Origin of the sequence: Tenacibaculum sp. A30 (genome assembly GCF_051200845.1) — a bacterium.
Lineage (GTDB): Bacteria > Bacteroidota > Bacteroidia > Flavobacteriales > Flavobacteriaceae > Polaribacter.
The window spans coordinates 577,501-603,637 of record NZ_CP195160.1; the positions used below are offsets into that span (position 1 = coordinate 577,501).

24 protein-coding genes are annotated in these 26,137 nt (G+C 33.4%); 6 read left to right on the forward strand and 18 right to left on the reverse strand.

Going from position 1 to position 26,137, the window contains the following annotated elements:
- Positions 1–671 precede the first annotated feature (671 nt).
- The 6 genes from ACR9ES_RS02735 to ACR9ES_RS02760 all read right to left on the reverse strand — a co-directional run bounded on the left by ACR9ES_RS02735 (position 672) and on the right by ACR9ES_RS02760 (position 7,666).
- Positions 672–1,403, reverse strand: a complete 732-nt coding sequence (locus ACR9ES_RS02735; RefSeq protein WP_435255012.1) for a DUF4294 domain-containing protein — start codon at positions 1,401–1,403, stop codon at positions 672–674.
- A 106-nt stretch (positions 1,404–1,509) separates the two neighbouring features.
- Positions 1,510–2,763: an aminotransferase class I/II-fold pyridoxal phosphate-dependent enzyme gene (locus ACR9ES_RS02740; protein WP_435255013.1), complete on the reverse strand. Its 1,254-nt coding sequence runs from the start codon at positions 2,761–2,763 to the stop codon at positions 1,510–1,512.
- Positions 2,764–2,894: 131 nt separating this feature from the next.
- Positions 2,895–5,111, reverse strand: a complete 2,217-nt coding sequence (locus ACR9ES_RS02745; protein WP_435255014.1) for a molybdopterin cofactor-binding domain-containing protein — start codon at positions 5,109–5,111, stop codon at positions 2,895–2,897.
- Between the two features lie 11 nt (positions 5,112–5,122).
- Positions 5,123–5,584 (reverse strand): (2Fe-2S)-binding protein, encoded by a 462-nt coding sequence (locus ACR9ES_RS02750; protein ID WP_120186915.1) that lies wholly within the window; start codon positions 5,582–5,584, stop codon positions 5,123–5,125.
- Between the two features lie 114 nt (positions 5,585–5,698).
- Complete coding sequence (locus ACR9ES_RS02755) at positions 5,699–6,649, reverse strand: phosphoribosylaminoimidazolesuccinocarboxamide synthase (RefSeq protein WP_435255015.1); 951 nt, start codon at positions 6,647–6,649, stop codon at positions 5,699–5,701.
- A 63-nt stretch (positions 6,650–6,712) separates the two neighbouring features.
- On the reverse strand, positions 6,713–7,666 hold the full coding sequence (locus tag ACR9ES_RS02760; RefSeq protein WP_274634972.1) for a PhoH family protein: 954 nt from the start codon (positions 7,664–7,666) through the stop codon (positions 6,713–6,715).
- A gap of 119 nt (positions 7,667–7,785) precedes the next feature.
- Here ACR9ES_RS02760 and ACR9ES_RS02765 point away from each other — a divergent pair, with 119 nt between their 5' ends.
- Genes ACR9ES_RS02765 through gldG form a run of 4 tightly spaced genes read left to right on the forward strand, consistent with a single transcriptional unit; the run spans position 7,786 to position 11,354 of the window.
- A complete protein-coding gene (locus tag ACR9ES_RS02765; RefSeq protein WP_435255016.1) occupies positions 7,786–8,646 on the forward strand; it encodes an SAM hydrolase/SAM-dependent halogenase family protein in 861 nt (286 codons plus the stop codon).
- Positions 8,647–8,650: 4 nt separating this feature from the next.
- Complete coding sequence (locus ACR9ES_RS02770) at positions 8,651–8,947, forward strand: putative quinol monooxygenase (protein ID WP_435255017.1); 297 nt, start codon at positions 8,651–8,653, stop codon at positions 8,945–8,947.
- Between the two features lie 54 nt (positions 8,948–9,001).
- Entirely contained in the window at positions 9,002–9,721 is a 720-nt protein-coding gene (gene gldF, locus ACR9ES_RS02775; protein WP_435255018.1) for a gliding motility-associated ABC transporter permease subunit GldF, read from the forward strand.
- On the forward strand, positions 9,714–11,354 hold the full coding sequence (gene gldG, locus ACR9ES_RS02780; protein ID WP_435255019.1) for a gliding motility-associated ABC transporter substrate-binding protein GldG: 1,641 nt from the start codon (positions 9,714–9,716) through the stop codon (positions 11,352–11,354). The genes gldF and gldG overlap by 8 nt, the downstream gene beginning before the upstream one ends.
- A 54-nt stretch (positions 11,355–11,408) precedes the next feature.
- Here the strand turns inward: gldG and ACR9ES_RS02785 are convergent, their stop codons facing one another.
- Together ACR9ES_RS02785 and ACR9ES_RS02790 are read right to left on the reverse strand one after the other, a co-directional pair.
- On the reverse strand, positions 11,409–12,167 hold the full coding sequence (locus ACR9ES_RS02785; RefSeq protein WP_435255020.1) for an NAD(P)-binding domain-containing protein: 759 nt from the start codon (positions 12,165–12,167) through the stop codon (positions 11,409–11,411).
- The gene (locus ACR9ES_RS02790) at positions 12,154–12,819 is read right to left on the reverse strand and encodes an MIP/aquaporin family protein (RefSeq protein ID WP_435255021.1); all 666 of its coding nucleotides are present in this window, start codon (positions 12,817–12,819) and stop codon (positions 12,154–12,156) included. The genes ACR9ES_RS02785 and ACR9ES_RS02790 overlap by 14 nt, the downstream gene beginning before the upstream one ends.
- Positions 12,820–12,931: 112 nt before the next feature.
- Between ACR9ES_RS02790 and ACR9ES_RS02795 the strand changes: the two genes are divergently transcribed.
- Positions 12,932–13,774, forward strand: coding sequence for a DUF2911 domain-containing protein (locus tag ACR9ES_RS02795; RefSeq protein ID WP_299035203.1), 843 nt, complete (start codon positions 12,932–12,934; stop codon positions 13,772–13,774).
- Between the two features lie 78 nt (positions 13,775–13,852).
- On the opposite strand, the gene ACR9ES_RS02800 is transcribed toward ACR9ES_RS02795, so the two are convergent.
- Together ACR9ES_RS02800 and ACR9ES_RS02805 are read right to left on the reverse strand one after the other, a co-directional pair.
- Positions 13,853–14,815, reverse strand: a complete 963-nt coding sequence (locus ACR9ES_RS02800; RefSeq protein ID WP_299003322.1) for a succinylglutamate desuccinylase/aspartoacylase family protein — start codon at positions 14,813–14,815, stop codon at positions 13,853–13,855.
- 12 nt (positions 14,816–14,827) lie between these two features.
- Positions 14,828–16,261, reverse strand: a complete 1,434-nt coding sequence (locus tag ACR9ES_RS02805) for a hypothetical protein (RefSeq protein WP_435255022.1) — start codon at positions 16,259–16,261, stop codon at positions 14,828–14,830.
- A gap of 305 nt (positions 16,262–16,566) precedes the next feature.
- Here ACR9ES_RS02805 and ACR9ES_RS02810 point away from each other — a divergent pair, with 305 nt between their 5' ends.
- Positions 16,567–17,223 carry a hypothetical protein gene (locus ACR9ES_RS02810; protein WP_408035868.1) on the forward strand — a complete coding sequence of 219 codons (657 nt, stop codon included), beginning with the start codon at positions 16,567–16,569 and terminating at the stop codon, positions 17,221–17,223.
- A gap of 215 nt (positions 17,224–17,438) precedes the next feature.
- Here the strand turns inward: ACR9ES_RS02810 and ACR9ES_RS02815 are convergent, their stop codons facing one another.
- The 8 genes from ACR9ES_RS02815 to ACR9ES_RS02850 form a co-directional block, all read right to left on the reverse strand.
- The gene (locus tag ACR9ES_RS02815; RefSeq protein ID WP_111126183.1) at positions 17,439–18,080 is read right to left on the reverse strand and encodes a DUF6266 family protein; all 642 of its coding nucleotides are present in this window, start codon (positions 18,078–18,080) and stop codon (positions 17,439–17,441) included.
- A gap of 88 nt (positions 18,081–18,168) precedes the next feature.
- Positions 18,169–18,642 (reverse strand): DUF6943 family protein, encoded by a 474-nt coding sequence (locus ACR9ES_RS02820; protein ID WP_111126184.1) that lies wholly within the window; start codon positions 18,640–18,642, stop codon positions 18,169–18,171.
- A gap of 246 nt (positions 18,643–18,888) precedes the next feature.
- Complete coding sequence (locus ACR9ES_RS02825; RefSeq protein ID WP_111126185.1) at positions 18,889–19,185, reverse strand: helix-turn-helix domain-containing protein; 297 nt, start codon at positions 19,183–19,185, stop codon at positions 18,889–18,891.
- A gap of 850 nt (positions 19,186–20,035) precedes the next feature.
- The gene (locus tag ACR9ES_RS02830; protein WP_051881039.1) at positions 20,036–20,530 is read right to left on the reverse strand and encodes a heavy-metal-associated domain-containing protein; all 495 of its coding nucleotides are present in this window, start codon (positions 20,528–20,530) and stop codon (positions 20,036–20,038) included.
- Positions 20,531–20,562: 32 nt separating this feature from the next.
- Positions 20,563–22,341, reverse strand: a complete 1,779-nt coding sequence (locus ACR9ES_RS02835) for an efflux RND transporter periplasmic adaptor subunit (RefSeq protein ID WP_147130664.1) — start codon at positions 22,339–22,341, stop codon at positions 20,563–20,565.
- Entirely contained in the window at positions 22,328–22,813 is a 486-nt protein-coding gene (locus ACR9ES_RS02840) for a DUF305 domain-containing protein (RefSeq protein ID WP_106678902.1), read from the reverse strand. The genes ACR9ES_RS02835 and ACR9ES_RS02840 overlap by 14 nt, the downstream gene beginning before the upstream one ends.
- Positions 22,814–22,839: 26 nt before the next feature.
- Entirely contained in the window at positions 22,840–23,631 is a 792-nt protein-coding gene (locus ACR9ES_RS02845) for a cation transporter (RefSeq protein ID WP_435255023.1), read from the reverse strand.
- A gap of 4 nt (positions 23,632–23,635) precedes the next feature.
- Complete coding sequence (locus ACR9ES_RS02850) at positions 23,636–26,131, reverse strand: heavy metal translocating P-type ATPase (RefSeq protein ID WP_221258485.1); 2,496 nt, start codon at positions 26,129–26,131, stop codon at positions 23,636–23,638.
- Positions 26,132–26,137 lie beyond the last annotated feature (6 nt).

The following is a 26,137-nucleotide window of genomic DNA, read 5'->3' on the forward strand; positions in this document are numbered from 1 at the left end:
TTAGATTATCCGTGGTAATTCTACTCTTTTAATTACGCTGTCAATTTCAATATTTTCAATGAACGTGGCGAGTCGCCAATAACAAGCCTTAAACTCATCTCTTTAACTCAACCTTCTTGTAGAAACACTAGACTCGAACTAGTAGCTTATCGCTTTCCAAAATCTCTCTGATCGTAACCGCTCTCTTAAAGCGGGTGCAAACATACAAACTCTTTTTATTCTGACAAAAACTTTTTTGAAGTTTTTTTTGTTTGTTTACTGCACTATTTTAATGAACTCTTCCCGTTAAAATCGGACTGCAAAGATACTACGTTTAACTTTAATAAAACAAGAAAAAATTATAATATTTTTTAACCTTTTCTTTACGTATCTTACTCCCTATTTTAATGAACTATTACTAACTTCTTAAGCTTACCGCTTTTCCGTTTGCGGATGCAAATATAGATACCTTTTTCCTTATAACAAGCACTTTTTTTGCCTTTTTTTACAAGCCTTTTTTAATACTTTAAAAATTAATGCTTTACGTTCGGAAGTTTTTTGGTTTTGAGCTTGGATCTCTTTAATAAATCTCCCTTTTTAAGGACTCTTCCTTCATTTATTAACTTTGTAAGCCTACTTAAAAACTCTAAAAATTAGGGGTGATGTAACATCTCTGCTTAAGTTACCAACAACTACTTCTTCTTTTTCTTGCGATCTCGCTTCTTTTGCAGCTTCGAAAACATAGCCTTGTACTCCGAAACATCTACATAGCCCCTACTCTTTGACACAATAACCATGTAGTCTTTTTGTAGTTTTGGATATTGGTACTCTAACTTTTCATCTATATAGGCTCGTTGAAGAATATCTTCAACCAAATAATCTTCATTTTCGGTTTCTGGTTGGTATTCGGATTTCAATGACAACTTAAACATATTTGCTGTAGTGTTATACCAAAAAGCCTTCCATCCACTTCGTATTTCTTTCACATTATCAAAAGCTGTTTTTCCTGTTTGGCGATGAATTAACTTCAATAAAATTCTTCCTTCTGTTCTTGTTAGTTTTTTTAATGGCGCTGTTAATTCTTCTTCTAGGTATTTTTGAACACGTTTTACATATTCACGCTTTTTTCTTTTAGAATCTATTCTTTCTAAACGCACATTAACACTATCTACTCTTTTTGCTGCTAAAATTGCATAAGGATATGCTTTGAATACTTTTTTTCGCAACCAATAATAATATAAGATATCGTTTTTCTCTTTAAACTTATGTTTTGGTAAGACGGTTACTTCATTTAACCTTATCATTAAACTGTCTCCTTCTTTAATAAGAATGTACTCATCGTTAAAGTTTGGCAGCGAATCTTTTATTTGTGCCTGTATTGCTACTGCAAATAATATTGTATATAGATAAAGGAGTTTTTTCATGTAATTTTTATGTACAAAAAGAATTCCAAATGTATCATTTCTGTTTTAAAACAAAAAAACTCATGAAATATTTCATGAGTTTTTTATTCTATTTTTCAATTTTGGATTATTCAGCCATTATTGATTCAGCTACTTTCTTATATGTTCCGTTTTCTAATTTTTCACGGATAGCTGTAAATGCTTCGATTGTTTCCGTAACATCATCCATTGTATGACGTGCTGTAGGAATTAATCTTAAAATAATTAATCCCTTTGGAATTACAGGATACACAACGATTGAACAGAAAACTCCATGATTTTCTCTTAAATCATTCACCATTGCCATAGCTTCTGGAATATCTCCTTTTAAATATACAGGAGTGATACATGTTTGTGTCGTTCCTAAATCAAACCCTGCGTTGCGTAACCCTGATTGTAAAGCATTGGTTACTTCCCACAGTTTATCTTTTAATTCAGGTTGGGTACGGATTAAATCTAAACGTTTTAATGCTCCTTTTACCATTGGCATTGGTAATGATTTCGCAAACATTTGAGATCTCATATTGTACTGTAAGTACTGTACTACATCTTTATCTCCGGCAAAAAATGCTCCGATACCTGCCATAGATTTAGCAAAAGTAGCGAAGTACACATCGATTCCGTCTTGAACTCCTTGCTCGAATCCTGTTCCTCTTCCTCCTTCACCTAAAGTTCCGAATCCATGAGCATCATCTACTAATAAACGGAAATTATATTTTTCTTTTAAAGCTACGATTTCTTTTAATCGTCCTTGCTCACCACGCATACCAAAAACTCCTTCAGAAACTAATAAAATTCCTCCTCCAGTTTTTTCTGCCATTTTAGTAGCACGTTGTAAGTTTTTCTCACAACTTTCAATATCGTTATGGCGGTAAACAAAACGTTTACCTGCATGCAAACGAACACCGTCAATAATACAAGCATGCGTATCTACGTCATATACAATAATATCGTCTTTAGAAACTAAAGCATCAATCGCAGACACCATACCTTGGTACCCGAAGTTTACTAAATAAGAAGCTTCTTTTCCAACAAACTCAGCGCACTCTTTTTCTAGTTGCTCATGGTATTTTGTATGACCTGACATCATACGAGCCCCCATCGGGTATGCTAAACCATCTGCTGCTGCAGATTCTCCGTCAGCTTTTAATACTTCTGGATGATTTGCTAATCCTAAATAATCATTGATACTCCAAGTAATTACTTTTTTTCCATTGAAAGACATACGGTTAGAAATTGGTCCTTCTAATTTAGGAAACACATAATATCCTTCTGCTTTATCTGCCCATTTTCCTAAAGGTCCTTTATCCCCCTTAATTCTTTCAAATAAATCTTTAACCATTATTATTTTTGATTTTTATAGGTTGCGAAAATAGTGCTTTTTTAACAGATTTTCAAAAATTGTCTGTAGCATAATTAATATATAATGAAGAAAGGTGCCTAATTAGGCACCTTTTACTTCTTTTTTATTTTTTAACCTAAAACGTTTGATTTTAGTTCTTCTATAAATGGCTGTTTATATAGTCTCTTTCCTAAAGCTTTATGAATTGCATTCGCTACAGCACCACCTGCTGGTGGTAAACCTGGTTCTCCTAAACCTGTTGGAGACAACTCGTTTTGAACAAAGTGAACTTCTACTTTTGGAGTTTCATTCATTCGTATTAATCTATAACTATCAAAGTTTCTACTAGAAGGCTTCCCATCTTCAAAAGTTAAATTTCCATACATTGCATGTCCTATACCATCGATAACTCCACCAGCTACTTGATTGATCGCACCAGTAGGATTTACAACAATACCACAATCTACCGCCGCTACTACTTTTGTTACCACAGGAATTCCATCTTTCACCTCTACTTCTGCTACTTCTGCTACATGTGAATTATGACTATAATATGCAGAGAAACCTTGAAAAACTCCTTCTTTGGCTTTTCCCCAACCGCCTTTTTCCGCAGCCAATCGAATCGCATCTTGCATTCTCTTCCCTGAATATTCTATTCTTTTATCTTCAGTGCCTTTTACATTTTCTAATAAGTCTAAACGCAACTGAACTGGATCTTGATTTAACTCAGTTGCTAATTCATCAAAAAATGATTGTTCAGCATATCCTAGGAAATTGGTATATGGTGCTCTCCAAGCGCCTGTAGTAATATTACTCCTATAATTAGCTGTTGAAACTTTATAATTTGGAATACATCCTGCAGGGAAAAAATGTGGAATTAAATCATACATATTATCATTAATTGCTGCTTCTTTTAAATGATATCCTGTTATTTTCCCGTCTTTTATTGATGCTGCTATTCTATATTTAATTGCTGGTCGATAAATACCACTTGTTATATCTTCTTCTCTTGTCGAAACCATTTTTATTGGCTTCTTAATTTTATCAGATATTTCGAGTGCTTCATATACAAAATCGCCATACAATCTTCTTCCAAAACCACCTCCCATTCTAGTCATTTCTACATGGACTTGTTCTAAATCTCTACCTAACATTTCTGATGCCACTTGAGCTGCGTACTCTGGAGTTTGCACAGGCCCTACCAAATGGACTTTATCAGGAGTTATATTCGCAAAGAAATTCATAGGCTCCATACAATTATGTGGTAAGAAAGGCGAATGATATGTACGTTCTATAACTTTATCAGCTTCTGAAAATGCCTTATTCACATCTCCATCTTCTCTTCTTATATCAAATTTATTTCCATCTAATAGACTTAACAGCTTTTCATCATGAAGTTTTGTATCTTCAAGTTGAGATCCTGGTTTCCAATTAGCTTTAATCGCTTTTGCTCCTTTGATTGCTGCCCAAGTATTTTCTGCAAGCACAACTACCTTGTCTGATTTTGACAATTTGAAAGTCCAGTTATTTTTACCAGATTCAATAAAGTTTCTTGCTTTTTCTCCAATAGTAACAACATCGATAACTCCTGAAACTTTTTTAGCTTCAGACGCATCGAACGATTCTAATTCTTCACCAAAAGAAGGAGGTCTTACAACCGCAGCATATACCATTCCTTCTTCTTTATAATCTAATCCAAATAATGGTTTACCTGTTACTATTTTATCTAAGTCTACGTTTGTAGCGTTTTTACCTATGATAGAAAATTCCGAAGGATTTTTTAATGTTACATTTTCTGGAACTTCTATCGCTGCTGCTTCTTTTACTACTTCTCCATATCCTAACTTATCTCCATTCGCATTGGTAATTACACCTTTTGATGCCGAACAAGTAGCTGCATCTACCCCCCATTTAACAGCTGCTGCATTAATCAGCATTTGCTTTGTTGTAGCTCCTGTTTGTCTCAAAGCAGTCCATCCATGACGAATAGACTGACTTCCTCCTGCCAATTGACGAGTATAATTTTTAGTATCTAGTGGGGCTTGTACTACATGTACTTTATCCCAATCTACATCTAATTCTTCAGCAATAATCATCGGCATTGAAGTTTTTACCCCTTGCCCTATTTCTGGATTGGGAGAGTAAATAGTTACATAACCTTCATCAGATATTTTTATAAACGCATTAAAGTCATTGAAATTTAAATTTTCAACGTCAACAGATGGTTTTACATTAGGCTTACATGCTGTGAATAAATTAAATCCGATCATGATTCCTCCACTAGCCAATGCTGAGGCTCTTAAAAAATTTCTTCTACTAAAAGTATACTTGTTTTCTTGTGTGCTCATAATTGAAAAATTTAAGACATTTTTTCTGCTGCTAAAGCAACTGCTTTTTCTATTCTGTTATATGCAGCACAACGACAAATGTTTCCCTGCATTGCTTCTCTTATTTCTTCTTTTGAAGGATTTGGATTTTCCTTTAAAAAAGAAGCGGCTGTCATTATTTGACCTGCTTGGCAATATCCACATTGTGGGACATCTACTTCCTTCCAAGCTTCTTGTAATGGATGATTGCCTTCAGTTGATAACCCTTCAATGGTTGTTATTTCTTCACCATCCAACATAGAAACTTGTAATTGACAACTTCTCATTGCTGTTCCGTCTACATGAACGGTACAAGCACCACATTGCGCTATTCCGCAACCGAATTTGGTTCCTACCATATCGAGTTCATCACGTAAAACCCACAACAATGGTGTATCAGCATCTGCTGTAAAGGATACCGATTTTCCGTTAATTTTTAATGTGTAATTTGGCATTTTGGGTAGTTTTTAGAATTCGTAAAAGTTACGAAAAAAATAAATGCCACCTGATTAACAAGATAGTTTTAAGATAATTTTAAATGAAAAAGAGAAGCGTTTGCTTCTCTTTTCTTATCTGTTTTGTAAAAATGTAGTTACATTTTTTTCTATTCTTTCTAGTACATCTTCTGTATTTGCTTTTACAAAAGCTTCTCCTGTAATTTGCTCGTACAACTCTATATACCTATTTGAAATTTCATTGATTTTAGCATCTGACATTTCAGGAATTTGTTGTCCCTCTTTTCCTTGAAAACCATTTTCAATTAACCATTGACGTACAAACTCTTTAGATAATTGTTTTTGCTTTTCTCCTTTCTCTTGGCGCTCAGCATATCCATCCGCATAAAAATAACGAGAAGAGTCTGGTGTATGAATTTCATCAATCAATACAATTTTACCATCTTTCGTTTTTCCAAACTCGTATTTGGTATCTACTAAAATCAATCCTCTTTTAGCAGCCAATTCGGTTCCTCTTTGAAATAACTTTCTTGTGTAGTCTTCTAATACTAAATAGTCTTCTTCTGAAACAATTCCTTTAGCTAAAATATCTTCACGAGAGATATCTTCATCATGCTCTCCATTGTCAGCTTTTGTTGAAGGTGTAATGATTGGTTGAGGGAACTTATCATTCTCTTTCATTCCTTCAGGCATAGCAACACCACAAAGTGTTCTTTTTCCTGCTGCGTATTCACGAGCTGCGTGACCCGACAAATATCCACGGATAACCATTTCTACTTTAAAAGGTTCACATAAATGACCTACTGCTACATTTTCATCTGGATTTGCTATTAACCAATTCGGAACAACATCTGCAGTGTCATTCATCATTTTGGTAGCAATTTGATTTAAAATTTGCCCTTTAAAAGGAATTTGACGTGGTAAAATTACATCAAATGCAGAAAGACGGTCTGAAGCAATCATTACCAATAAATCATTATTGATATTGTAAACTTCTCTTACTTTTCCTTTGTAAACTGTCTTTTGCCCTGGAAACTGAAAGTTAGTTTCGTTAATTGTATTCATTTTCTTGTTGTTGTGTTGTTGCCCGCAAATGTAAACTAATCGCAAAATACTGACAACTAAAAACTACTCGGTTTCTATACTTTTATAAGCTGTGATAATCTTTTTAACCAATCGGTGACGGATTACATCTTTATCATCTAAATATACCTGAGCTATTCCATCAATATCTTTCAAAGCCAACAATGATTCTTTTAATCCTGATACTTGTCTTCGTGGTAAATCGATCTGACCAGGGTCGCCTGTAATGATAAACTTAGCGTGCATTCCCATACGTGTTAAAAACATTTTCATTTGCGAATGCGTTGTATTTTGTGCTTCATCTAAAATTACGAAAGCATTATCTAGTGTACGACCACGCATAAATGCTAAAGGAGCTATTTGAATCGTTCCATTTTCAAGATACGCTTGTAGTTTTTCATGCGGAATCATATCTCGTAACGCATCGTATAAAGGTTGCATATACGGATCTAACTTTTCTTTCAAATCTCCTGGAAGAAACCCTAAGTTTTCACCCGATTCTACTGCGGGTCTTGTTAAAATAATACGTCTAACTTCTTTTTCTTTTAATGCTTTTACCGCTAATGCTACCGCTGTATATGTTTTTCCTGTTCCTGCTGGACCAACTGCAAATAACATATCGTTTTTTTGCATTAACTCCACCATTTTGTGTTGATTAGCTGTTTGCGCTTTGATTAGCTTTCCGCTAACACCGTGTACTAAAACATCTTTTGAATTTCCTGATCTACGAATTTCTTCTTCTTTACCAGTTGATGTTAAAATACGTTCAATACTATTTTCATCAAGTTTATTATATCTATTGAAGTATTTGATAAGCATTTCTAAGCGCTTTTCAAACTCGTCCAATAATTCTGCTTCACCAAAAATCTTTAATTTGTTTCCTCTTGCTACAATTTTTACTTTAGGAAAGAAGGTTTTTAACTGAGTAATTGTGCTATTTTGAGCTCCAAAGAAATCATTTGGATTGATTTCTGTTAATTCAATTATGCGTTCGTTCAAATGACAAAAGTTTTAAGATTATTCACTCTAAAAATAATGATTATTTTTGTCGAAATGCGTAGTTTTGTTTAAAAATTCAGCATAATTTTTCACAAACTAATTAACAAATACCTAACTTAATGTCTCTTATCACATTAACTACTGATTTTGGAACTAAAGACCACTTTGTAGGGGCTGTAAAAGGGGCTATATACTCAGAATTACCTGATGCTAAGATCGTAGATATAACGCATCAAATCTCTCCTTTTAACATTACAGAAACGGCTTATATTTTAAAAAACGCCTACAAGAGTTTTCCTGATAAAACCATTCATGTAATTGGAGTTGATTCTGAATTAAGTATTCAAAATAAACACATTGCTTTAGAACTGGACAATCATTATTTTATTTGTCCTGATAACGGATTAATTTCTATGATTGCTTCAGAAATTAAACCTACTAAAATTTTTGAAATCAATATTCATAATCGTGTAGAAAGTAGTTTTCCTGTATTAGATGTGTTTGTACAAGTTGCTAGTCATATTGCTCGTGGCGGTAGTTTAAGTGTTATTGGTAGAGAGATTGATTCTTATAAGCAGATTATTGAAATTCAGCCAAAAGTAAACGAACAAAAAACTAGTATTGCTGGCGGTGTTATTTACATTGATAACTACGGAAATGTAATTACTAATATTAGCCAAAAATTATTTAACACAGTTGGGAAAGGTCGTGATTTTAAAGTTACTGCCAGACGTTATACCTTTACCAAAATTTTTAGCCGATATAATGAAATTGTCGATTATTCGATTGAAAACAATGGTCAGCATGACGGAGAAAAATTGGCTATTTTTAACTCTGCAGGTTTTTTAGAAATTGCCATCTATCGAAGTAATTTAGAAACTGTTGGAGGTGCTTCTACCTTACTTGGGTTAGAGTATCGTGATACTATTACTGTTGAATTTGAAAACCCAGTTACACCAGAATTTACACCTATAAATTAACGATATGTTTGTACGAATAGTAAAGATGAGCTTTCAACCAGAAAAGATTGAAGAATTTTTAAACAACTTCAATACTAAAAAAGAATTTATACGAAATTCACCGGGTTGTCGTTTATTAGAACTGTACAGAGATAAGACTAATCCAAACATTTTTTTTACTTACAGCTATTGGGATGCTGAACAAGATTTAGAAAATTATAGAAATTCTGATTTATTTAAAGGTGTTTGGGCACAAACCAAAGTATTATTTAATGACAAACCTCTTGCTTGGAGTGTTGATAAAGTAGCTTCGATACCATAGCCGTTAGGCATTAGACGATAGCCTTATAAAACAACTAAACATTTAACATTAAGTATGTTTCCATTACTAAAAAAAGAATTTAACTCATTTTTTGCCTCACCTATTGCCTATTTGGTAATTGGAGTATTTTTACTCGTGAATGGCTTATTTTTATGGGTTTTTAAAGATAACTTCAATATTTTAAATGCTGGTTTTGCTGATTTAAACAGCTTTTTTTATTTAGCTCCATGGTTGTTTTTATTCCTTATTCCCGCAATTACTATGAAAAGTTTCGCAGATGAATTTAATAGTGGAACTATCGAAATTTTAAAAACCAAACCTCTTACCGATTGGCAAATTGTTTTAGGTAAATTTTTTGCCTCGCTTTTATTAGTTGTTATTGCATTATTACCAACACTAACGTATGCCTATACCGTATACCAATTAGGTAATCCTGTTGGGAATTTAGATGTAGGTAGTACTATCGGATCCTATTTAGGTTTGTTATCTTTAGCATCAACTTATACCGCTGTAGGGTTATTTACTTCTACACTTTCAAAAAATCAGATTGTAGCTTTTATTCTGAGTGTATTCATCACTTTTGCCTTGTTCTACGGATTTGATGCTGTAAGTTCTTCTTTAGGAAACTCAGGATACACCTTACAACAGTTTGGTATTAACGAACACTTTAAAAGTATTAGTCGTGGTGTGGTAGATACACGTGATATCATCTATTTTATCAGTGTTACAGTTTTCTTTTTATTCATCACTAAACAACAGTTAAAAAATGAATAAGAAATTTCAACACATCGTATTGGCTTTAATTGGACTATTAGTTGTTAACTATATAGCCAACTCAGTATACAAACGTTTCGATTTAACACAAGACAAACGCTACACTTTATCTGAAGTAAGTGAAAATCTTATTGATAAAATTGATGCTCCGTTAACTATACATGTATATTTAGAAGGAGAATTTCCTGCAGAATTTAAACGCTTGCAAATTGAAACTCGTCAGTTTTTAGAAGAATTACAAGCTAAAAATACCAATATTCGTTTCCGTTTTATCAATCCTGATAATATTCGTGAGCAATTGGTAAAAAAAGGAATGATGCCTAGTCAATTAACTGTTGAAGAAGACGGAAAACTATCCGAAGCTATTATTTTTCCCTGGGCTGAAGTTTCTTATGGTAAAAAAACTGAATTAGTTTCGTTACTACCAAATACCATTGCAAAAACACAAGAAGCTCAATTACAAAACGCTGTTGAAAAGTTAGAATATTCATTTGCTAACGCTTTGCATAACATTACGCAAAAAGAAAGACAAAAAATAGCTGTTTTAGCAGGTAATGGTGAATTGCAAGATATTTATCAATACAGTTTACTAAGTGAAGTTGGTAAAAAATATCGTTTGGCCAAGTTTACACTAGATAGTGTTGCTAGTAATCCGCAAAAAACATTAAAAGATTTAAGAAATTACGATTTAGCAATTATTGCAAAACCAACTGAACGTTTTACCGAAGAAGAAAAATTCACAGTAGATCAGTTTATTACCAACGGAGGAAAAAGTTTGTGGATGATTGATAACAATTACGCTGATACCGATAGTTTATATAATGAAGGTAAAATGTTGGCTTTCCCTCGTGACTTAAACCTAACTGATTTATTATTTGGATATCAAGTTCGTGTAAACAATAAATTGATTCAGGATTTATATGCTGCTAAAATTCCGTTAGCTACAGGAAATGTAGGAAACCAAACCCAATTTCAACATTTAAACTGGTTTTATCATCCATTGGTAAATGGAAATCCGTATCACCCAATTACCAAAAATGTATTACCTGTTCGTTTCCGATTCACTACACAAATAGATACGTTAAAAGGAAACTTAAAAAAGACTCCTTTATTAGTTACCTCGGTGCTTACCAAAAAAATTGGGACTCCAAATTTTGTAGAGCTACAAAGCATCGCTAAAGAGCCGCAAGAAAATGAATTTGCTGCTGGTCCGCAATTATTAGCTGTGTTGTTAGAAGGAAATATTCCTTCTGCTTATAAAAACAGAATAAAACCTTTTAATACTCCTGATTTTATACCTGAAAGTGGCACCAACAAAATGATTGTAATTGCTGATGGTGATATAGGAAGCAACCAAATTTTAAAAGGAAAACCACACGATTTATCGTTAGATAAATGGACAGGAGAACAATTTGGAAACAAAGAATTTTTAATCAATGCGATTGATTATTTACTAGACGACTCAGGATTGATTCAACTTCGTAATAAAACTATTCAAATTAACTTGTTAGATAAACAACGTGCTTTTGCTGAAAAAAGTTACTGGCAGTTTATCAATATTGGTATTCCGTTAGTGTTGTTAGCGCTGTTTGGTTTCGGATTTAATTATTGGAGAAAAAAGAAGTGTCAGTAATTGGCTATTGGCTATTGGCTATTGGCTATTGGCTATTGGCTATTGGCTAAAATGTTAAATACTCAATAAATCACTGTGTATAAACTGATAGTTCAATACTTTTTGAAGTTTTTCGCTACTGATTATTTTATACTCTAATGATTTTGAATCATCAAATTCAGGAATTGGTTTTCCAAGTGACTTTCTTGCATTAATATAAAAATTCTCTCTTGTTGGATGATGGTTTGCACAAGCATTAAACACTTCTCCAAAAACATTTTGCGCTATAATTTGTTGTATGATTGCAATGCAGTCCTCACGATGAATCATATTTACATACCCTTTTGGATGCGGAATTTTTCTGTCAACAAACCAATTCCCTGGTTGTCTGTTCCCTCCAAACAACCCTGCAAAACGAAGTATCGTTGTTTGAAAATTTTCATTATTTCTAAACAAGTTTTCTATTTCAGCTAGTGGAGAATCTACAGTATCATCTTCCTCTGTCATTTCTTTATTTAAGCTTGGATATACTGAAGTTGAACTGATAAAAATAACGTTTGCTACATTACTCTTTTCAATTTTAGAAATCACTCTTTTAAAGTCATCAATATTTTTAGATGTAATTGCTATTAGCAATACATCAGTATCTAAAAATTCCGTAATCTCAGTATCTTCAGAAATATTTACTAAAAAAGGGTAAATATGAACTGCCTTTAATTCGTCTAACTTTGCTACTGAGGTTGTTGAACCTTTAACGGTATATCCTTTCTTAATTAATTGTATTCCTAGTTCCTTTCCTAACCATCCACAACCTAATATGCTAACACTTTTCATCACAACAATTATCGTCTTTTACTAATTTACAAGAAACCACCGCTAACAAAGCACCCAAAATTGGAGCCAGTATATATAACCAAAAATGCTCTAAGTGACCAGAAACCAATGCTGGTGCAATAGAACGAGCAGGGTTCATAGATGCTTTTGTCATAGAACCAGCAAACATAGCCTCTAATAAAACCACTCCTCCAATGGCAATTCCTGCCATCACTCCTACTTCTTTACTTCCTGTTGATACATTAACAATGGTCAACATTAAAAAGAACGTCAAAAGTAACTCTAATATAAAAGCGCGCCACGGATCTATAGACGGAATGGTTGCACCATAAAACTCACTTGTAGGAAACAACACCCAAAGCATTACACTTGCAAATAAAGCTCCTAATATTTGAGCTATGATATATTTAGGAACTTCTTTCCAAGAGAACTTTTTTGCATAGGCAAAGGCAACAGTTACTGCAGGATTAAAATGTGCTCCTGAAGTTTCTCCAAAAGCATAAATCATCGCCATAACTATCAAACCCCACGTAATTGCCACTCCTGTATGCGTTAAATCTGCTCCGTTAGTAACCTCATTAACAGTCATCGCCCCTGTTCCGCAGAAAATAAGGGCAAAAGTTCCTATAAATTCAGAAATATATTTTTTCATGATTGCAAATATCAATTAAAACAAACCTACCGTATTTTAAGTTTTTGTTAACATTAATCCGAAGAATTCCTTGTAATTTTAACAAAACTAAATTTAAAACAAACCAATCATTATGAAAAAAATACTTTTGAGTTTGTTTGTTGTTGCCTTATCAACAAACATTACTGCCCAATTAAAAACACCAGCTCCGAGTCCTGCTTCTAAAATAGAGCAAAAAGTAGGTTTAACCGATGTTACTGTTGAATATTCAAGACCAAGCATGAAAGGAAGAGCCATTTTTGGAGATTTGGTTCCTTTTGGAAAAGTTTGGAGAACAGGAGCTAATCAAAACACTAAAGTTACTTTTAGCGATGATGTTACTATTGACGGTAAAACATTAAAAAAAGGTACATATGCTTTATATACAAAACCAGGAAAAAATTCTTGGGAAGTAATTTTTTATTCTGATACTAATAACTGGGGAACTCCTAAAAAGTGGGACGACGCAAAAGTAGCTGTGTCTACTTCTGCTAAAGTTGAGGCTATGCCAATGAAAATTGAAACGTTTACAATGTCTATTGACGATTTAACAAACGATTCTGCTGTGTTAGGTATCTTTTGGGAAAATGCTTACGTTGGTGTAAAATTCAATACTCCAACAGATAAAGCTGTTGAAGAAAGTATTGCACAAGTAATGGGAGGTCCTTCTGCTAACGACTATTTTTCTTCTGCTGTTTACTATTTACAAGAAGGAAAAGACATTAACAAAGCAAAAGAATGGATTAACAAAGCAGTTGATATGACTAAAGATCAACCTCGTTTTTGGTACTTACGTCAACAATCGTTAATCCTTGCTAAAGCTGGAGATAAAAAAGGAGCTATTAAAGCTGCTAAAGCTTCATTAGCTGGTGCTGAAAAAGCTGGAAATGCTGATTACGTGAAAATGAACAAAGAGTTTATTGCTGAAATGAAGTAATTTTCAAATATATAGTTTCATTAAATAAAAAGGACTGCTTCACCATTATTTATATGCTGAAGCAGTCTTTTTTTACTTTTACCTCATAATTCCTAAGTGAATAATACGTCCTCCTGATTGATTTACAGGGTTAACACTTTTACCCACCACAATTCCTTTTTCTGGTGCGTAATATTTCTTAATTGTATTACCAAAAACATCTCTTAGAGTGGCAATATGATCTCCTTCTTCTACAATATCTCTCAAATCGACATGTACCGTTAACAATCCTCCTTCTTGAGTATATATCCAATACGATTTATTACAAACTACTGTGTTTCTTTTAGAAGTTTCATATTCATCATCGGTAATTCCTAAATGAGTCAATACATTATGCACTCCTGCTAACCCACTCTTTATAATTTTCTTTTGAAAACTATGCGGATTACCAACTTCAATAGTTATAGATGGAATCCCTAATTCTTCAGCAGCTCCACGTAAAGTTCCGTCTGAAGGTGGTGTATGCACTATGATTTCTGCATCTTGTAATAAGGCTAATTTTTTAGTAACCTCATTGTTCATATCACTTCTAATATAAAACGAATTTACCCTACCAAAACTAGCAGTGTGAAGGTCTAACAAATAATCAAACTTTTTTACTACTAAATTCAAAAAACGATTGGCATATACTTCACTTGTATTTCCATCATGCTTCCCTGGCATAATTCTGTTAATATCTACACCATCACTAAAAACACGGGTTCCTCTAACAAAAGAAGGTACATTTACAATAGGAATTCCTACAATCGTTCCTTTTAAATTGTTTGTATCTAAATCTTTAAACAATCGCTGTATAACTGATATTCCGTTTAATTCATTTCCATGAACCGCAGCTGTAAGCCCCAACACAATACCATCTTCCTTACCTCTTGCAACCATAATAGGTATGCATGTAGCAATTCCTAATGCATTTGAAGTTACTTTTAACCAGTAATTCTTAATAGAATTTTGTGGTGTTTGATTTACATCAAACTCTGTAATATAGTCAATTTGGTGTCCCATAAACTTTATCAGTTAGTACAACTCATTCAATAACGTACTGTCATTATTTAAAGATGTAAATAATTTCTTTTTAAACTTTTTATTAGCGTTGATTAAGCTAATACACATTTTATCAATCGCAATAGTAGAAAGCACTGTCTGGATAAATGTTTCTATTAAATCATCAATCCCCAAACCTAATTTGTTATAATCTCTTCTATCCATAATTAACAAACGATTAGTATCAGATGTCCATTGATTTTCTCCTAATTTAACCGATAAATTAGTACCCAACATCTGCCAAGAATCCTTACTATCCTCTAAATCATTTACCAAAGGCAACAAGGCTCTTCTCGAATACATACACAAAGGTTTAATACCGTCTTTGGTGCTACTAATCATCATTCGAATATCAGACACATAGGTTTCTCCTTTAGCATTTGGCATTGTACCAACATGGTAGTATTTCCCTTTGGTGCTTACCGAACTCCAATTGTAATTACCAATTAAACTCTGAACAATAAAACGTTCATATTCGATATCCTGCTTCATAAACTCCTCTAATTCCTCATCGTTTACAATGGTATATACCCCTTGACCCGCGTTACTATATGGAATTTTAATAACTGCTTGTCCGCCCATTTTCTTTACCCACAGTGGAATTTCATTCTTACTCACGTCCCAAATCGTATCAGGTATGTTAATTTTCATTCCGTGTTCTTCTAACTCCGTGTTGTAAATATCATACGCTTTGGCTGCAACCATTTTATTTCTTCCTCCTGCTAAACACGTAATAATCGGATTTAAAATCTTTGTTTTGCTATTTACAGGAAAACGATTCCATGGTTTTTGAGTTACATATCTAAAAATTCCTCGTAACGGAATCCATTCTTCGTCTTGTTTCAAATAAAAAATTTCATCCTCTATTTTAACATGTGTATTCTCTTCATTTGAAAAAAATGGAACCAAGAACACTTCTTCTTTAAAAACATCTGCAATTACAGCAGCGTATCCTGAAGTTTCCATATAATTTTTATCGTAAAACACTGCTAATCTACCGTCTTTAACTAGCTTACGTTTTTTATCTAAAATACGTTTGAATGTACGTTCTATAAGCAAACGATACGCTCCATCTTCTTTATTATCATCTAACAAAGGCATTGACTTTTGCCCTGACGGACATGAATTATTTTCAATAATAACCATGTTTTTATCTCCATCTGCCGAAGTAGAATTGATTAAATCGGCACCACCCCACAAAAAATACTTACACTCATACGACAAAATTTCTCGTAACTTTTCTGCATTTACTTTAGGGTGTAAATGGCAATACCTAGCTATAATTCGTTCTTTATCTAAGTTTAAAAAGAAATTTACCATAGGGTGAATCGTGGCATTCAACGCTTTAGGATACCAGTGGTTTTCGTTATTAAATGTATTGGGTTGTATAAGCTCTACTGCTTTCATTTTTGGTTTGTCTATTTTATTTTTTGCTTACGCATACATTACTTGATAAATTAAAAATAGAAAAAAATACAACTAGAATATGCTTATCTATGTTAATTTATTCACCTCCTATTTGTTACTATAATTTATAAAAAACATGTATTTTAGCAGCTCTTAAAAATTGCAAATGGAAAAAGGCTATGAATTTCTCAATCCTAATTTCATATTTCTTTTAAGAACATAAAAAAATAGTAGTATCCCTATCTTTTTTAGGGATAAAAGAACATTTATAACGCATATAACAAGTTACCTGCAAGCTGAACGAAATGCTGAACTACGAAAAAATATATAAGATAGGAGAAACACATTCCAATCGACCATTTAGAGGAGAAATTGAGAATTTTGACTTAGCTGAACCTGATATTTCTAGAGGAGAAAAAGAGATTCTTGAAATAATTCCTATCAAACACTCAATGGGCGGAAAATCTCTTTATGACATCATTTGGACTACTAATGCTTTCCCTCTTATTGTTAGTGAAAGAATCATTGAATTATTCAAATCAAACGGAATTTCGGGTTGGAAAACTTACAACGTGGAAATCTACTCAAAAAAGAATGAGTTTATTGACCAAAAATACTACGGATTGATTATAACTGGACGTTGCGGATATCGTGACTATTCGAAAAACTCAATAATAATGGATAAAATCGGAATCACAACAGAACCACATTCCAAAGGTTTTTATTTTAAAGACGATTATTGGGATGGTTCGGACTTGTTTATGTGTAACCCCGATGAAAATGGAAACTCTAATATGTTTAGGTTTTGCACTCAAAAAGTTGCTGATTTAGTTAAAAAAGAAAAAATAAAGAATATATCTCTTGAAAAAGTAACTGACTTCTCTATGTCAATTTCATTGTACAATATTGAATTAACCGAGGAACAGAAATTAGAAATGGAAAAATTAAAAGCCAGCAGGTAACACCGGCTATAGTTCATTGCTTCTGACTTTCCTCAACGGAAATTAAAAAACCCTTATTTATAAGGGGTTTAAGTTAAAAAGGCAACAATAAGGCAACAAATATTTGATTATAAGAACTAATCAAAGGAAAGAAATAATAGATAAAATTAAGAACTTATTAAACGATAAAATAAAACCGTTCGTGTAGAACGGTTTTATAATTTAAACATCAACCGTTAATTAGCTGTTCCAGAGCCTAAATAAACGCTATTTGACACAGTACTACCATCAGTAGTAATAAATGCCATAAAAAGCTCAACAGTATCCCCTGCGTAGGTACTTGGAATTGTAATGATTTGAGATCCTACAGTTCTATCAGCACCATCAAGAATATACATCGATTCTTTTTTACTTGGATTGTAAACTAAAATCATTGCTTTATCAGTTGCATTTGCATTACCTTCAGCAGAGTTATCATCCCAAGTAAATTCTACTTGTCCCGCAGTTGCTAAATCTGTTGCAGGGTTCAATGCTCCAGATAGATTACCTCTACTTAATAAAGCTAAAGAATAATCTACAGTAAAGTTTGGTGCAGCTCCTGTAATCGCATTATTCAATACATAAGACATTGCTGCATTAAACTCTGTTTTTTGCACCGCATAAGATTTATACCCTTTCTTGATAAAACCTAAATTCGGTTGAAGATACTCCAAAGTAACAGTAAACTTGTTTCTTTGGTTAACTTGTCCTTCTGTTCGTGGATTTGTCACATTTGAAGGCTTAATTCTCAAATAGTCAATACCTTTCCAAGAAGCACCAACTACGTTTCCTACTTTACCTGATACACCGCCCAGGATTCCTTGTGAAATAACACCCATTGTATATAAAATTTAAAATTAATACTTGTTCGAAGTCGGTACGGACTTGGTACGGTCTTTAACCAACACAAGTAATATATGGCAAATACTATGCTAATAGATTGATTTGGTTTTTGTTGCCCTTTGTTGCCCGATTTTGCTTTTTAGAAAATAGATTTTGTATGTATGACACTTTTAAATCTGCCATTTTTGAAATTACTTTTTGAAGTTCAGCTTCTTTTTTACAAATTGCTGACACTATATTAATATGCTTTTGTAACTCAAACTCATCACTTAACAACGAGGTGTAACTATTATTTAAGGTGTTTCTACAATCATCTATTGAGATAAACGGAATAACACTCCCTTTTAAATAATAAGCATAAAAACCGCCTATTTGCAACATCATTGATAAATGGTAAAGGGTTTGTTTATCTTCCTCGGTTGATGTAGATACAACAAAACAATTAGGACAAGGATTTATTAAAGGCTTTCCGCTGTTTTGCCCTTTGTTCAGGATAAAAAAATGAGGTTGCGAGTAGATTCTTCCGATTTGGTGTGTTTTTAGTTCAAAAGTTGACATAGCTATCCAATTTAAAATTGCTTCGCTACGCTTCGCACCATTAATTTTTTAAAAGAAAAACAATAAAAAAAGAAAGCCTAATGCTCTTGTGGCGTGGATAAGGCTGTCAAGGTTTTTGGATAAAAGTTTTTTGAGATTAATTGTTTAATGATTGTGAAAAATGCTTTTGAAAAAAGTTTTATTCAAAACCCGTAGGGCTTGACCTTTATAGCCTTGCGCGTTGGCTGTGGTAGCCACATATATTTGCTACCTTTTTTTATTTATTGACTGTTCTTCTAAAACATCTAAAATATCTTGTTTTTTATATAAGATTCTGTTGCCCATACGAATTGGATTTAAAATTCCGTGTTTATTCCAAGAATGTATTGTTACCAAACTGATTCTTAAATATTCGGCTACTTCTTGTCTTGTTAGTAATTCATCATTTTTTGATTTTGATAGTTCTTTAAGGTAATCTTCAATTTTAAACAATAATTTATCTGCTACCTTATCCGCTAATTCATCAACTGTGACTTCTGTAATTTGGATTGTTTTTGTAATCATATTGAAATGTATTTAATTTATTGAACAACACTTTTTGGGGCATAAACTCTTAAAAAAATAGGTTATTTCCAATTTGAGCGTGGGGTGAAGCGTTTGTATGGGTAGCGTTTTAAATAGTTGTTTGATAAAACAGCATTTAAACAAGCTACTTATACAGGACTTTTAGGCAATAGCTTTTTGTTTTTTTGAGGCACGAGAAAAAGCAATATGCTATGTCGTATTACTGCATATTATGAACCTATTTTTTTAAAACCGCTGACTTGGGTGGTGGGGAAAAGTGGACTTTTATATTTGTTAACGAAATGAAACAAACAAAGACTTGAGGTAAGGAATACTTGGACTTAACGATGGTTTTGTGCAGCTTGAATGAGATAACGAATATAATACATAACTAATTCAACCTTTTTAATTTACTACTGTTTAATGCTTTTCCAAAATATCGTTATATGTTCGGATTTGAGCGTTGGAATAGCGGATATTTTACATAATACCAGTTATAGCTACAAAATGCATTAACACTGCGATAGCAAACCTTTGAAAAGTGCCGTTTGCTACTATAACTTCTATTATGTAACATAGCTTGGGATTGGTTTTGTGGCGTAATAGTTGTTTGTGCGTTGGCAATGGCTCTTTGCTTTTTTATTGTACCAATTTTATAAAATAACGACGTTTAAATAAAACAAGCAATGTGCCATTATAGCTTTAGATACAAGTATTATGACATAAAACCAATTATGCATTGGCGCGCGGAACAACACAAAAGACAGAGGATTTTGAGGTACGAAAAAACTGGGTTTTGGGTTGTGGGGAATAAAAAAGAGCCTTCCGAAAAAGACTCTTTCATTATTGCTTAATGGTCGTGATTTGAATGGTCATCACTTTCTTCTTCACCAGATTGATTCATCATCATTTCGTGGTCGTATTTACAACAACCTGGTAAACCATCATATGCTTCTTCATCACCTGCTACTTTTTCGGTATCATATCCTGAAGCTGCGATTGCTTTATGGATTGCCATTGCATCGGTTTTTGTATCATCAAAAGACACATCAATCTTCTTTTTATCGACATCCCAATTAGCACTTGCAACACCTTCAACACCGTTAGCTGCTTTTTCGATAGTGTTTTTACACATTCCGCAATTTCCTCTTACACCAAAAGACAGGTCTGTCATTGCCATATCTTTTGACATTTCAGTAGTTGTGGTTTCTGTTTCTTTTTTGGTTTCGTTTTTACAACTTGTTAAACCTAATGCTGCTATTACAGCTACACTTAAAATTACTTTTTTACTCACGTCGATTACATTTTTGTTTTTGTGTTCGTGATTTTTCTTTGAAAAATTCATTGTTTAAAATTTAATTGTTATTACTTGATTTATTATTCTATTACTTGTTTTACTTCACCACAGGTTAGCATTGCTTCGCCAAAATATGGATTGATTACTTTTTCTTCTTTGCTTAACCAATAAGCACCATTATTGTTATCTGCCATTGGACAAAATTCTACATAGACCTTTTCATTGATACCAAATAGTTGTACAGCATTGATTAGATGTGATGATAAATGTTTAAAATGGTCTCTTTGTGATTTTATATCGGACGTTTCAGAAATTGAAGTTGCAGAAGATTTTATTTCGCCTTCTAATGACATCCAATGGTTATGCGCCTTATTATCTGACAACAATTTCATATCTACTTTGTTCAATTTATTTAATAAAGTTGTTGCGTTTGCTGAAGTACTTATTGAATCTTCTTTTACTAAAGCATCTTTTAAATTGATATACGCATTGTAAACACTATTTAACTGTTGTTGAAATTTCTCTGATACTTCCAAACGCTCATTCATATTAGTGTGGTCACTTTCTTTGTTAGATGCATTGTTATCCATACCTAAATGACCTTCGTGTCCAGTCATTACTTTACCACCATCTTTATTCATCATAGACTTTTTGCCTTGTAATTGTGCTGCTGCATCAACCGTAAATGTTCCGTTAGTCACTATTTCATTTCCAACAAATAAACCTTCTACAACTTCATATTCATTACCAATTTGATTGCCTAATTTAATTTCACGCATTTCAAAAATAGGTTGGTCTGGATTTGTTTTAAGGTACACCACAGAACGTTCACCTGTCCATAATACAGAAGATGCAGGAATTGATATTACTTCATCATTTTTAGCTGTACTGCCTTCAATATTTGCGGTTACAAACATTCCTGGTTTAAATACATCGTCCTTATTGCTTAAAACAACACGTAAGGTTACAGTTCTTGTTTTCGTGTTTAAAACTGGGTCAATGAAATCAACTTTACCTTTAAACTCTTTATTAGGATAAGCATTGGTTGTTATCATCACTTCCTGTCCTTTTTTAAAGCGGTCAATCTGATTTTCATACACATCAAAGTTTCCCCAAACTGTGTTGAGATTGGCAATTTTTAATAAGGGTTGTCCTTGTTTGATGTAATCGCCTTGCTCTACCAATTTTTCTGTAACAGTACCCGAAACGGTTGCATAAACAGGAAAGTTTTCTTTTACTTTTCCTGTTTCTTCAATCTGGTTGATTTGATTTTCAGAGAGTTTCCATAATTTCAATTTATTACGGACTGCTTTGTATAAAGCAGGTTGAGATTCTTTTAAAGAAGCTGCTGTGATTAATTCTTGTTGTGCTGCATAGAGTTCTGGCGAATAAATGGTTGCCAATAATTGACCTTTACGAACTTCTTCGCCTGTAAAACTCACATTCAAACGTTCAATTCTTCCAGCGAAATAACTTACCTGTACTGCATTGGCTTCTTCGTTTTCGGCAATTTTTCCTGAAAGTTTTATGATTCCATTTTCTACTAAACCATTACCAACCACCGTGGTTTGAATGTTTGCTAAAGCCATAGCATTAGTGGTTAATTTAAACTGATCTGCTGTTAAACCATCTGCTCCACTTTCGGCAGGAATTAAGTCCATCCCACAAATAGGACAATCGCCTGGTTCAGGCTGCATAATTTGTGGATGCATAGAGCAAGTCCACATTTGATTGGTTTGTTCAACTTCATTGTGATTATGGTCTGCTTCTTCTTTTGATGAACCACCGAAAAGCAACCAACCCAATAATAGACCAACTGCTAATAATCCTAAATAGATTAATATTTTATTTGTTTTCATTTTCTAATCGTTTTATCATTGCTTTCATTTCTTCTATTTCCTTGCGTTGTGCTTCAATAATATCTTCTGCCAGTTTTTTTACTTCTGGGTCTTTTATATCTGCTCTTTCACTTGTTAAAATAGCGATAGAATGATGCGGTATCATTGCTTTCATCCAAAGGACATCACCAATTATTGGTGATTGTGCTCTTACTAACCCCAAAGCCCCTATAAACAGAATAAAACTACCTGCAAGAATTGCTATGTTTTTCTTTCTATCATTATACATTTTTCGCATAAAAAACCACATTATTACTGCCATTGTTGAAATCCCTAAACACGTCATATAGAATCGTGTTAGACTAAACCATACGTGGTCTATGGAATAGGTGTTTAAATACATTGTGATGTACATTGCTACAAATGAGCAAGCCAACATTATAAAGAAGGTTTTGTAATTTCCTTTGTTTGAGTGTTCTTTTGAATTTTCCATATTTTTTGATTTTATAGTTAAACTTTTTACTTACTTAATTTTAATATCCTGAATGCACCTTGTATCACCAATCCAAATACAATGATTCCTATAATTAAATCTGGAATACCAGAATGCAGCCAATTGACTAAAACGCCTGCTGTAATTACGCCAAGATTTATTATAATATCGTTAGAGGTAAAAATCATACTGGCACGCATATGTGCTTCTTGACTTTTAGATTTTTGTAAGAGGTACAAGCAAATGCCATTTGCAATCAAAGCAAATACTGAAACTATAATCATTGTTGAAAATACAGGTAAAGCTTCATAGCCTAAAAATCTAAGTATTACCTCAACGATTCCGATAATTGCAAGTGTTATCTGAAAATAGCCTGCATATTTTGCAATCCGTTTCTTTTTTAAAACTGTACCACCAACCGCTATTAAACTCAATCCGTAAACAAATGAATCTGCCAACATATCTAAACTATCAGCAACTAATCCCATTGATTTTGAAATAAGTCCTGTACTCATTTCGATAATAAAAAATGCAAAATTGATGATTAGAACTGTCCACAACAGTTTGGATTGACTCCTTGTAGATTCAGTAATAATTGTGTCTGTATCTTCTGAACTGATTAAACTTTCATTTAATTTTAATTCATTTAAGGCATTACCAATTTCATTTACATTTGAATTATGATATAGTGTTAAGATTCTTTCTTCTAAATTAAAATCAAGTTGTTTGATACCATCTATATCAGATAGCTTCATCTTAATTAGATTTTCTTCAGAAGGACAATCCATTTTTGATATTTTGAAAACTGTTTTCTGCATATAATTAAATGTTTTTTGTTCTTAATCGTAATGCGTTACCTATTACCGAAACCGAGCTAAAACTCATTGCTAAAGCTGCTATCATTGGCGAGAGTAGTATTCCGAAGAATGGAAACAACACACCTGCTGCAATAGGTACACCTAAAGTGTTGTAGATAAGTGCAAAAAATAGGTTTTGCTTAATGTTCTTCATTACAGCATTACTCAAATTTTTTGCTTTTACAATACCGTGTAAATCGCCTTTTACTAAAGTTATCATAGCACTTTCTATCGCTACATCTGTTCCTGTTCCCATTGCAATACCTACATCACTTTTTGCCAATGCTGGTGCATCATTAATACCATCACCTGCCATAGCAACCACTTTCCCTTTTTCTTGCAGTTTCTCTACTTCTTTGAGTTTATCTTCTGGTAGCATACTGGCTTTAAAATCTGCGAGATTAAGTTCTGATGCTACTGCTTTTGCAGTATCGTGATTATCGCCTGTAAGCATTATAACATCAATGCCTTTATCTTGAAGTGCTTTAATGGCTTTAGCACTTGTTTCTTTTATTTTATCGCCTATAACTACATATCCAACTACGGTTTCATCTATTGACAAATAAGAAACTGTTTTACCCTGTTCTTGGTAAGATTTAGCTTCGTCTTTCATTTTAGAAGTAATATCCGCTTTAGCATATTCCATCATTTTAGGATTACCTAATGCTACATTTTTTCCATCAATTTTAGCTTCAACACCTTTTCCTGTAACAGCACTAAAATCTTCGGACTTTAAAATTTCTGCGTTGTGTTCTTTGCCATATTTAACTGTCGCTTCTGCCAAAGGATGTTCACTATTGGTATTTAATGAAACGATGTATTGAAGTAGCTCATTTTTGTTTAAAGCATCATTAAAAGCTCCAACGGTTTCAACTGTTGGTTTTCCTTCGGTAATTGTTCCTGTCTTGTCAACGATAAGCGTATTTACCTTATCCATTTTTTCAAGAGCTTCAGCATTTTTAATCAATACACCATTTTGAGCACCTTTACCCACACCAACCATTACAGACATTGGTGTTGCTAAACCTAAAGCACAAGGACAAGCAATGATTAGTACTGCAATTGCATTGACAAACGCATACACATAAACTGGTTCTGGTCCCCAAATAGACCATACAATAAATGTGATAATAGAAATAAGAACTACAACTGGCACAAAATAGCCTGAAACTTTATCTGCTAAATTTTGAATAGGTGCACGACTTCTACTGGCATCATTAACCATATGAATGATTTGTGATAATAAAGTGTCACTTCCTACCTTTTCTGCTTTCATTAAAAAGGATTGATTCCCATTAATGGTTCCGCTACTTACTTTATCTTCTTGAGATTTGTTTACAGGAATAGGTTCGCCTGTAATCATAGATTCATCAATAGTTGTTTCGCCTTCAGTTATCACACCATCCACAGGAATTTTATCTCCTGGTTTCACTTTTAGAATATCATTAAGTTCTATCTCGTCAATACTGACTTCAACTTCTTCACCATCTACTATTTTTATGGCTTTATTAGGTGCTAATTTCAACAGTTCTTTTACTGCCGAATTGGTTTTACTATGTGCACGAGCTTCTAACAATTGACCTAAAAGCACTAACGTTAAAATCACAGTTGCTGCTTCAAAATAGACGTGAACTGCACCTGATTCTGTTTTAAATTGACTTGGAAATACGTCTGGAAAGAACATACCAAAAACACTAAACGACCACGCCACACCTGCACCAATCCCAATAAGTGTAAACATATTGAGATTCCAAGTCTTAATGCTTTTATAGGCACGTTCAAAGAACATCCAAGTGGCATAAAACACTACTGGAATTGATAATGCAAACTGAATCCAGTTCCAATATTTCTGTTCCATTATATCGTACAACGGATTGTTATTGAGCATTTCGCTCATAGCCATTAAGAAAATGGGCAAGGTAAATGCTGTGGCAATCCAAAATTTCTTTAATAGCTTTTTATACGTTTTTTCTTCTGCTGAACTATCTGCTTCCATTGGCACTAAATCCATCCCACAAATAGGACACGAACCTGCTTCGTCTTTGACAATTTCTGGATGCATCGGACACGTCCATTGTTCCTTTGAAGTTGCTGATAGATTTTGTTCTTCCACCAAATCCATTCCGCAAACAGGACAATCGCCTGGTTTATCATAAGTTTTATCGCCTTCGCAATGCATAGGACAATAAAATGTGCCTGTACCTTTAGGTTGCTTTTCCTTTTTAGCTTCTGAATGCTGATGGTGTTCACCTTGTTTATGAATGCTATATGTACCACCATCTTTTTTTAAGGCTTCTTGAAATGTTTCTATGGGAATATGTGATTCCATTTCTATGTTAGCTTCTGCCTTATCTAAATCGACTGTTGCTTTTGAAACACCTCCTACTTTAGAGAGCGTTTCCTCAACGTGACTGCGACAACCGTTGCAAGTCATTCCGTGTATGTGATATGTGTGTTTCATTGTTAT

Excerpts from the sequence above, each read along its gene's own strand:
- ACR9ES_RS02740 (WP_435255013.1), bottom strand. The coding sequence starts at position 2,763 with ATGGTTAAAGATTTATTTGAAAGAATTAAGGGGGATAAAGGACCTTTA.
- ACR9ES_RS02825 (WP_111126185.1), bottom strand. The coding sequence starts at position 19,185 with ATGATTACAAAAACAATCCAAATTACAGAAGTCACAGTTGATGAATTA.
- ACR9ES_RS02840 (WP_106678902.1), bottom strand. The coding sequence starts at position 22,813 with ATGGAAAATTCAAAAGAACACTCAAACAAAGGAAATTACAAAACCTTC.
- ACR9ES_RS02800 (WP_299003322.1), bottom strand. The coding sequence starts at position 14,815 with ATGGGACACCAAATTGACTATATTACAGAGTTTGATGTAAATCAAACA.
- ACR9ES_RS02750 (WP_120186915.1), bottom strand. The coding sequence starts at position 5,584 with ATGCCAAATTACACATTAAAAATTAACGGAAAATCGGTATCCTTTACA.
- ACR9ES_RS02765 (WP_435255016.1), top strand. The coding sequence starts at position 7,786 with ATGTCTCTTATCACATTAACTACTGATTTTGGAACTAAAGACCACTTT.
- ACR9ES_RS02845 (WP_435255023.1), bottom strand. The coding sequence starts at position 23,631 with ATGCAGAAAACAGTTTTCAAAATATCAAAAATGGATTGTCCTTCTGAA.
- ACR9ES_RS02810 (WP_408035868.1), top strand. The coding sequence starts at position 16,567 with ATGCTGAACTACGAAAAAATATATAAGATAGGAGAAACACATTCCAAT.
- ACR9ES_RS02795 (WP_299035203.1), top strand. The coding sequence starts at position 12,932 with ATGAAAAAAATACTTTTGAGTTTGTTTGTTGTTGCCTTATCAACAAAC.
- ACR9ES_RS02790 (WP_435255021.1), bottom strand. The coding sequence starts at position 12,819 with ATGAAAAAATATATTTCTGAATTTATAGGAACTTTTGCCCTTATTTTC.
- ACR9ES_RS02785 (WP_435255020.1), bottom strand. The coding sequence starts at position 12,167 with ATGAAAAGTGTTAGCATATTAGGTTGTGGATGGTTAGGAAAGGAACTA.
- ACR9ES_RS02850 (WP_221258485.1), bottom strand. The coding sequence starts at position 26,131 with ATGAAACACACATATCACATACACGGAATGACTTGCAACGGTTGTCGC.
- ACR9ES_RS02835 (WP_147130664.1), bottom strand. The coding sequence starts at position 22,341 with ATGAAAACAAATAAAATATTAATCTATTTAGGATTATTAGCAGTTGGT.
- ACR9ES_RS02805 (WP_435255022.1), bottom strand. The coding sequence starts at position 16,261 with ATGAAAGCAGTAGAGCTTATACAACCCAATACATTTAATAACGAAAAC.
- ACR9ES_RS02735 (WP_435255012.1), bottom strand. The coding sequence starts at position 1,403 with ATGAAAAAACTCCTTTATCTATATACAATATTATTTGCAGTAGCAATA.
- gldG (WP_435255019.1), top strand. The coding sequence starts at position 9,714 with ATGAATAAGAAATTTCAACACATCGTATTGGCTTTAATTGGACTATTA.
- gldF (WP_435255018.1), top strand. The coding sequence starts at position 9,002 with ATGTTTCCATTACTAAAAAAAGAATTTAACTCATTTTTTGCCTCACCT.
- ACR9ES_RS02745 (WP_435255014.1), bottom strand. The coding sequence starts at position 5,111 with ATGAGCACACAAGAAAACAAGTATACTTTTAGTAGAAGAAATTTTTTA.
- ACR9ES_RS02755 (WP_435255015.1), bottom strand. The coding sequence starts at position 6,649 with ATGAATACAATTAACGAAACTAACTTTCAGTTTCCAGGGCAAAAGACA.
- ACR9ES_RS02815 (WP_111126183.1), bottom strand. The coding sequence starts at position 18,080 with ATGGGTGTTATTTCACAAGGAATCCTGGGCGGTGTATCAGGTAAAGTA.
- ACR9ES_RS02830 (WP_051881039.1), bottom strand. The coding sequence starts at position 20,530 with ATGAATTTTTCAAAGAAAAATCACGAACACAAAAACAAAAATGTAATC.
- ACR9ES_RS02770 (WP_435255017.1), top strand. The coding sequence starts at position 8,651 with ATGTTTGTACGAATAGTAAAGATGAGCTTTCAACCAGAAAAGATTGAA.
- ACR9ES_RS02820 (WP_111126184.1), bottom strand. The coding sequence starts at position 18,642 with ATGTCAACTTTTGAACTAAAAACACACCAAATCGGAAGAATCTACTCG.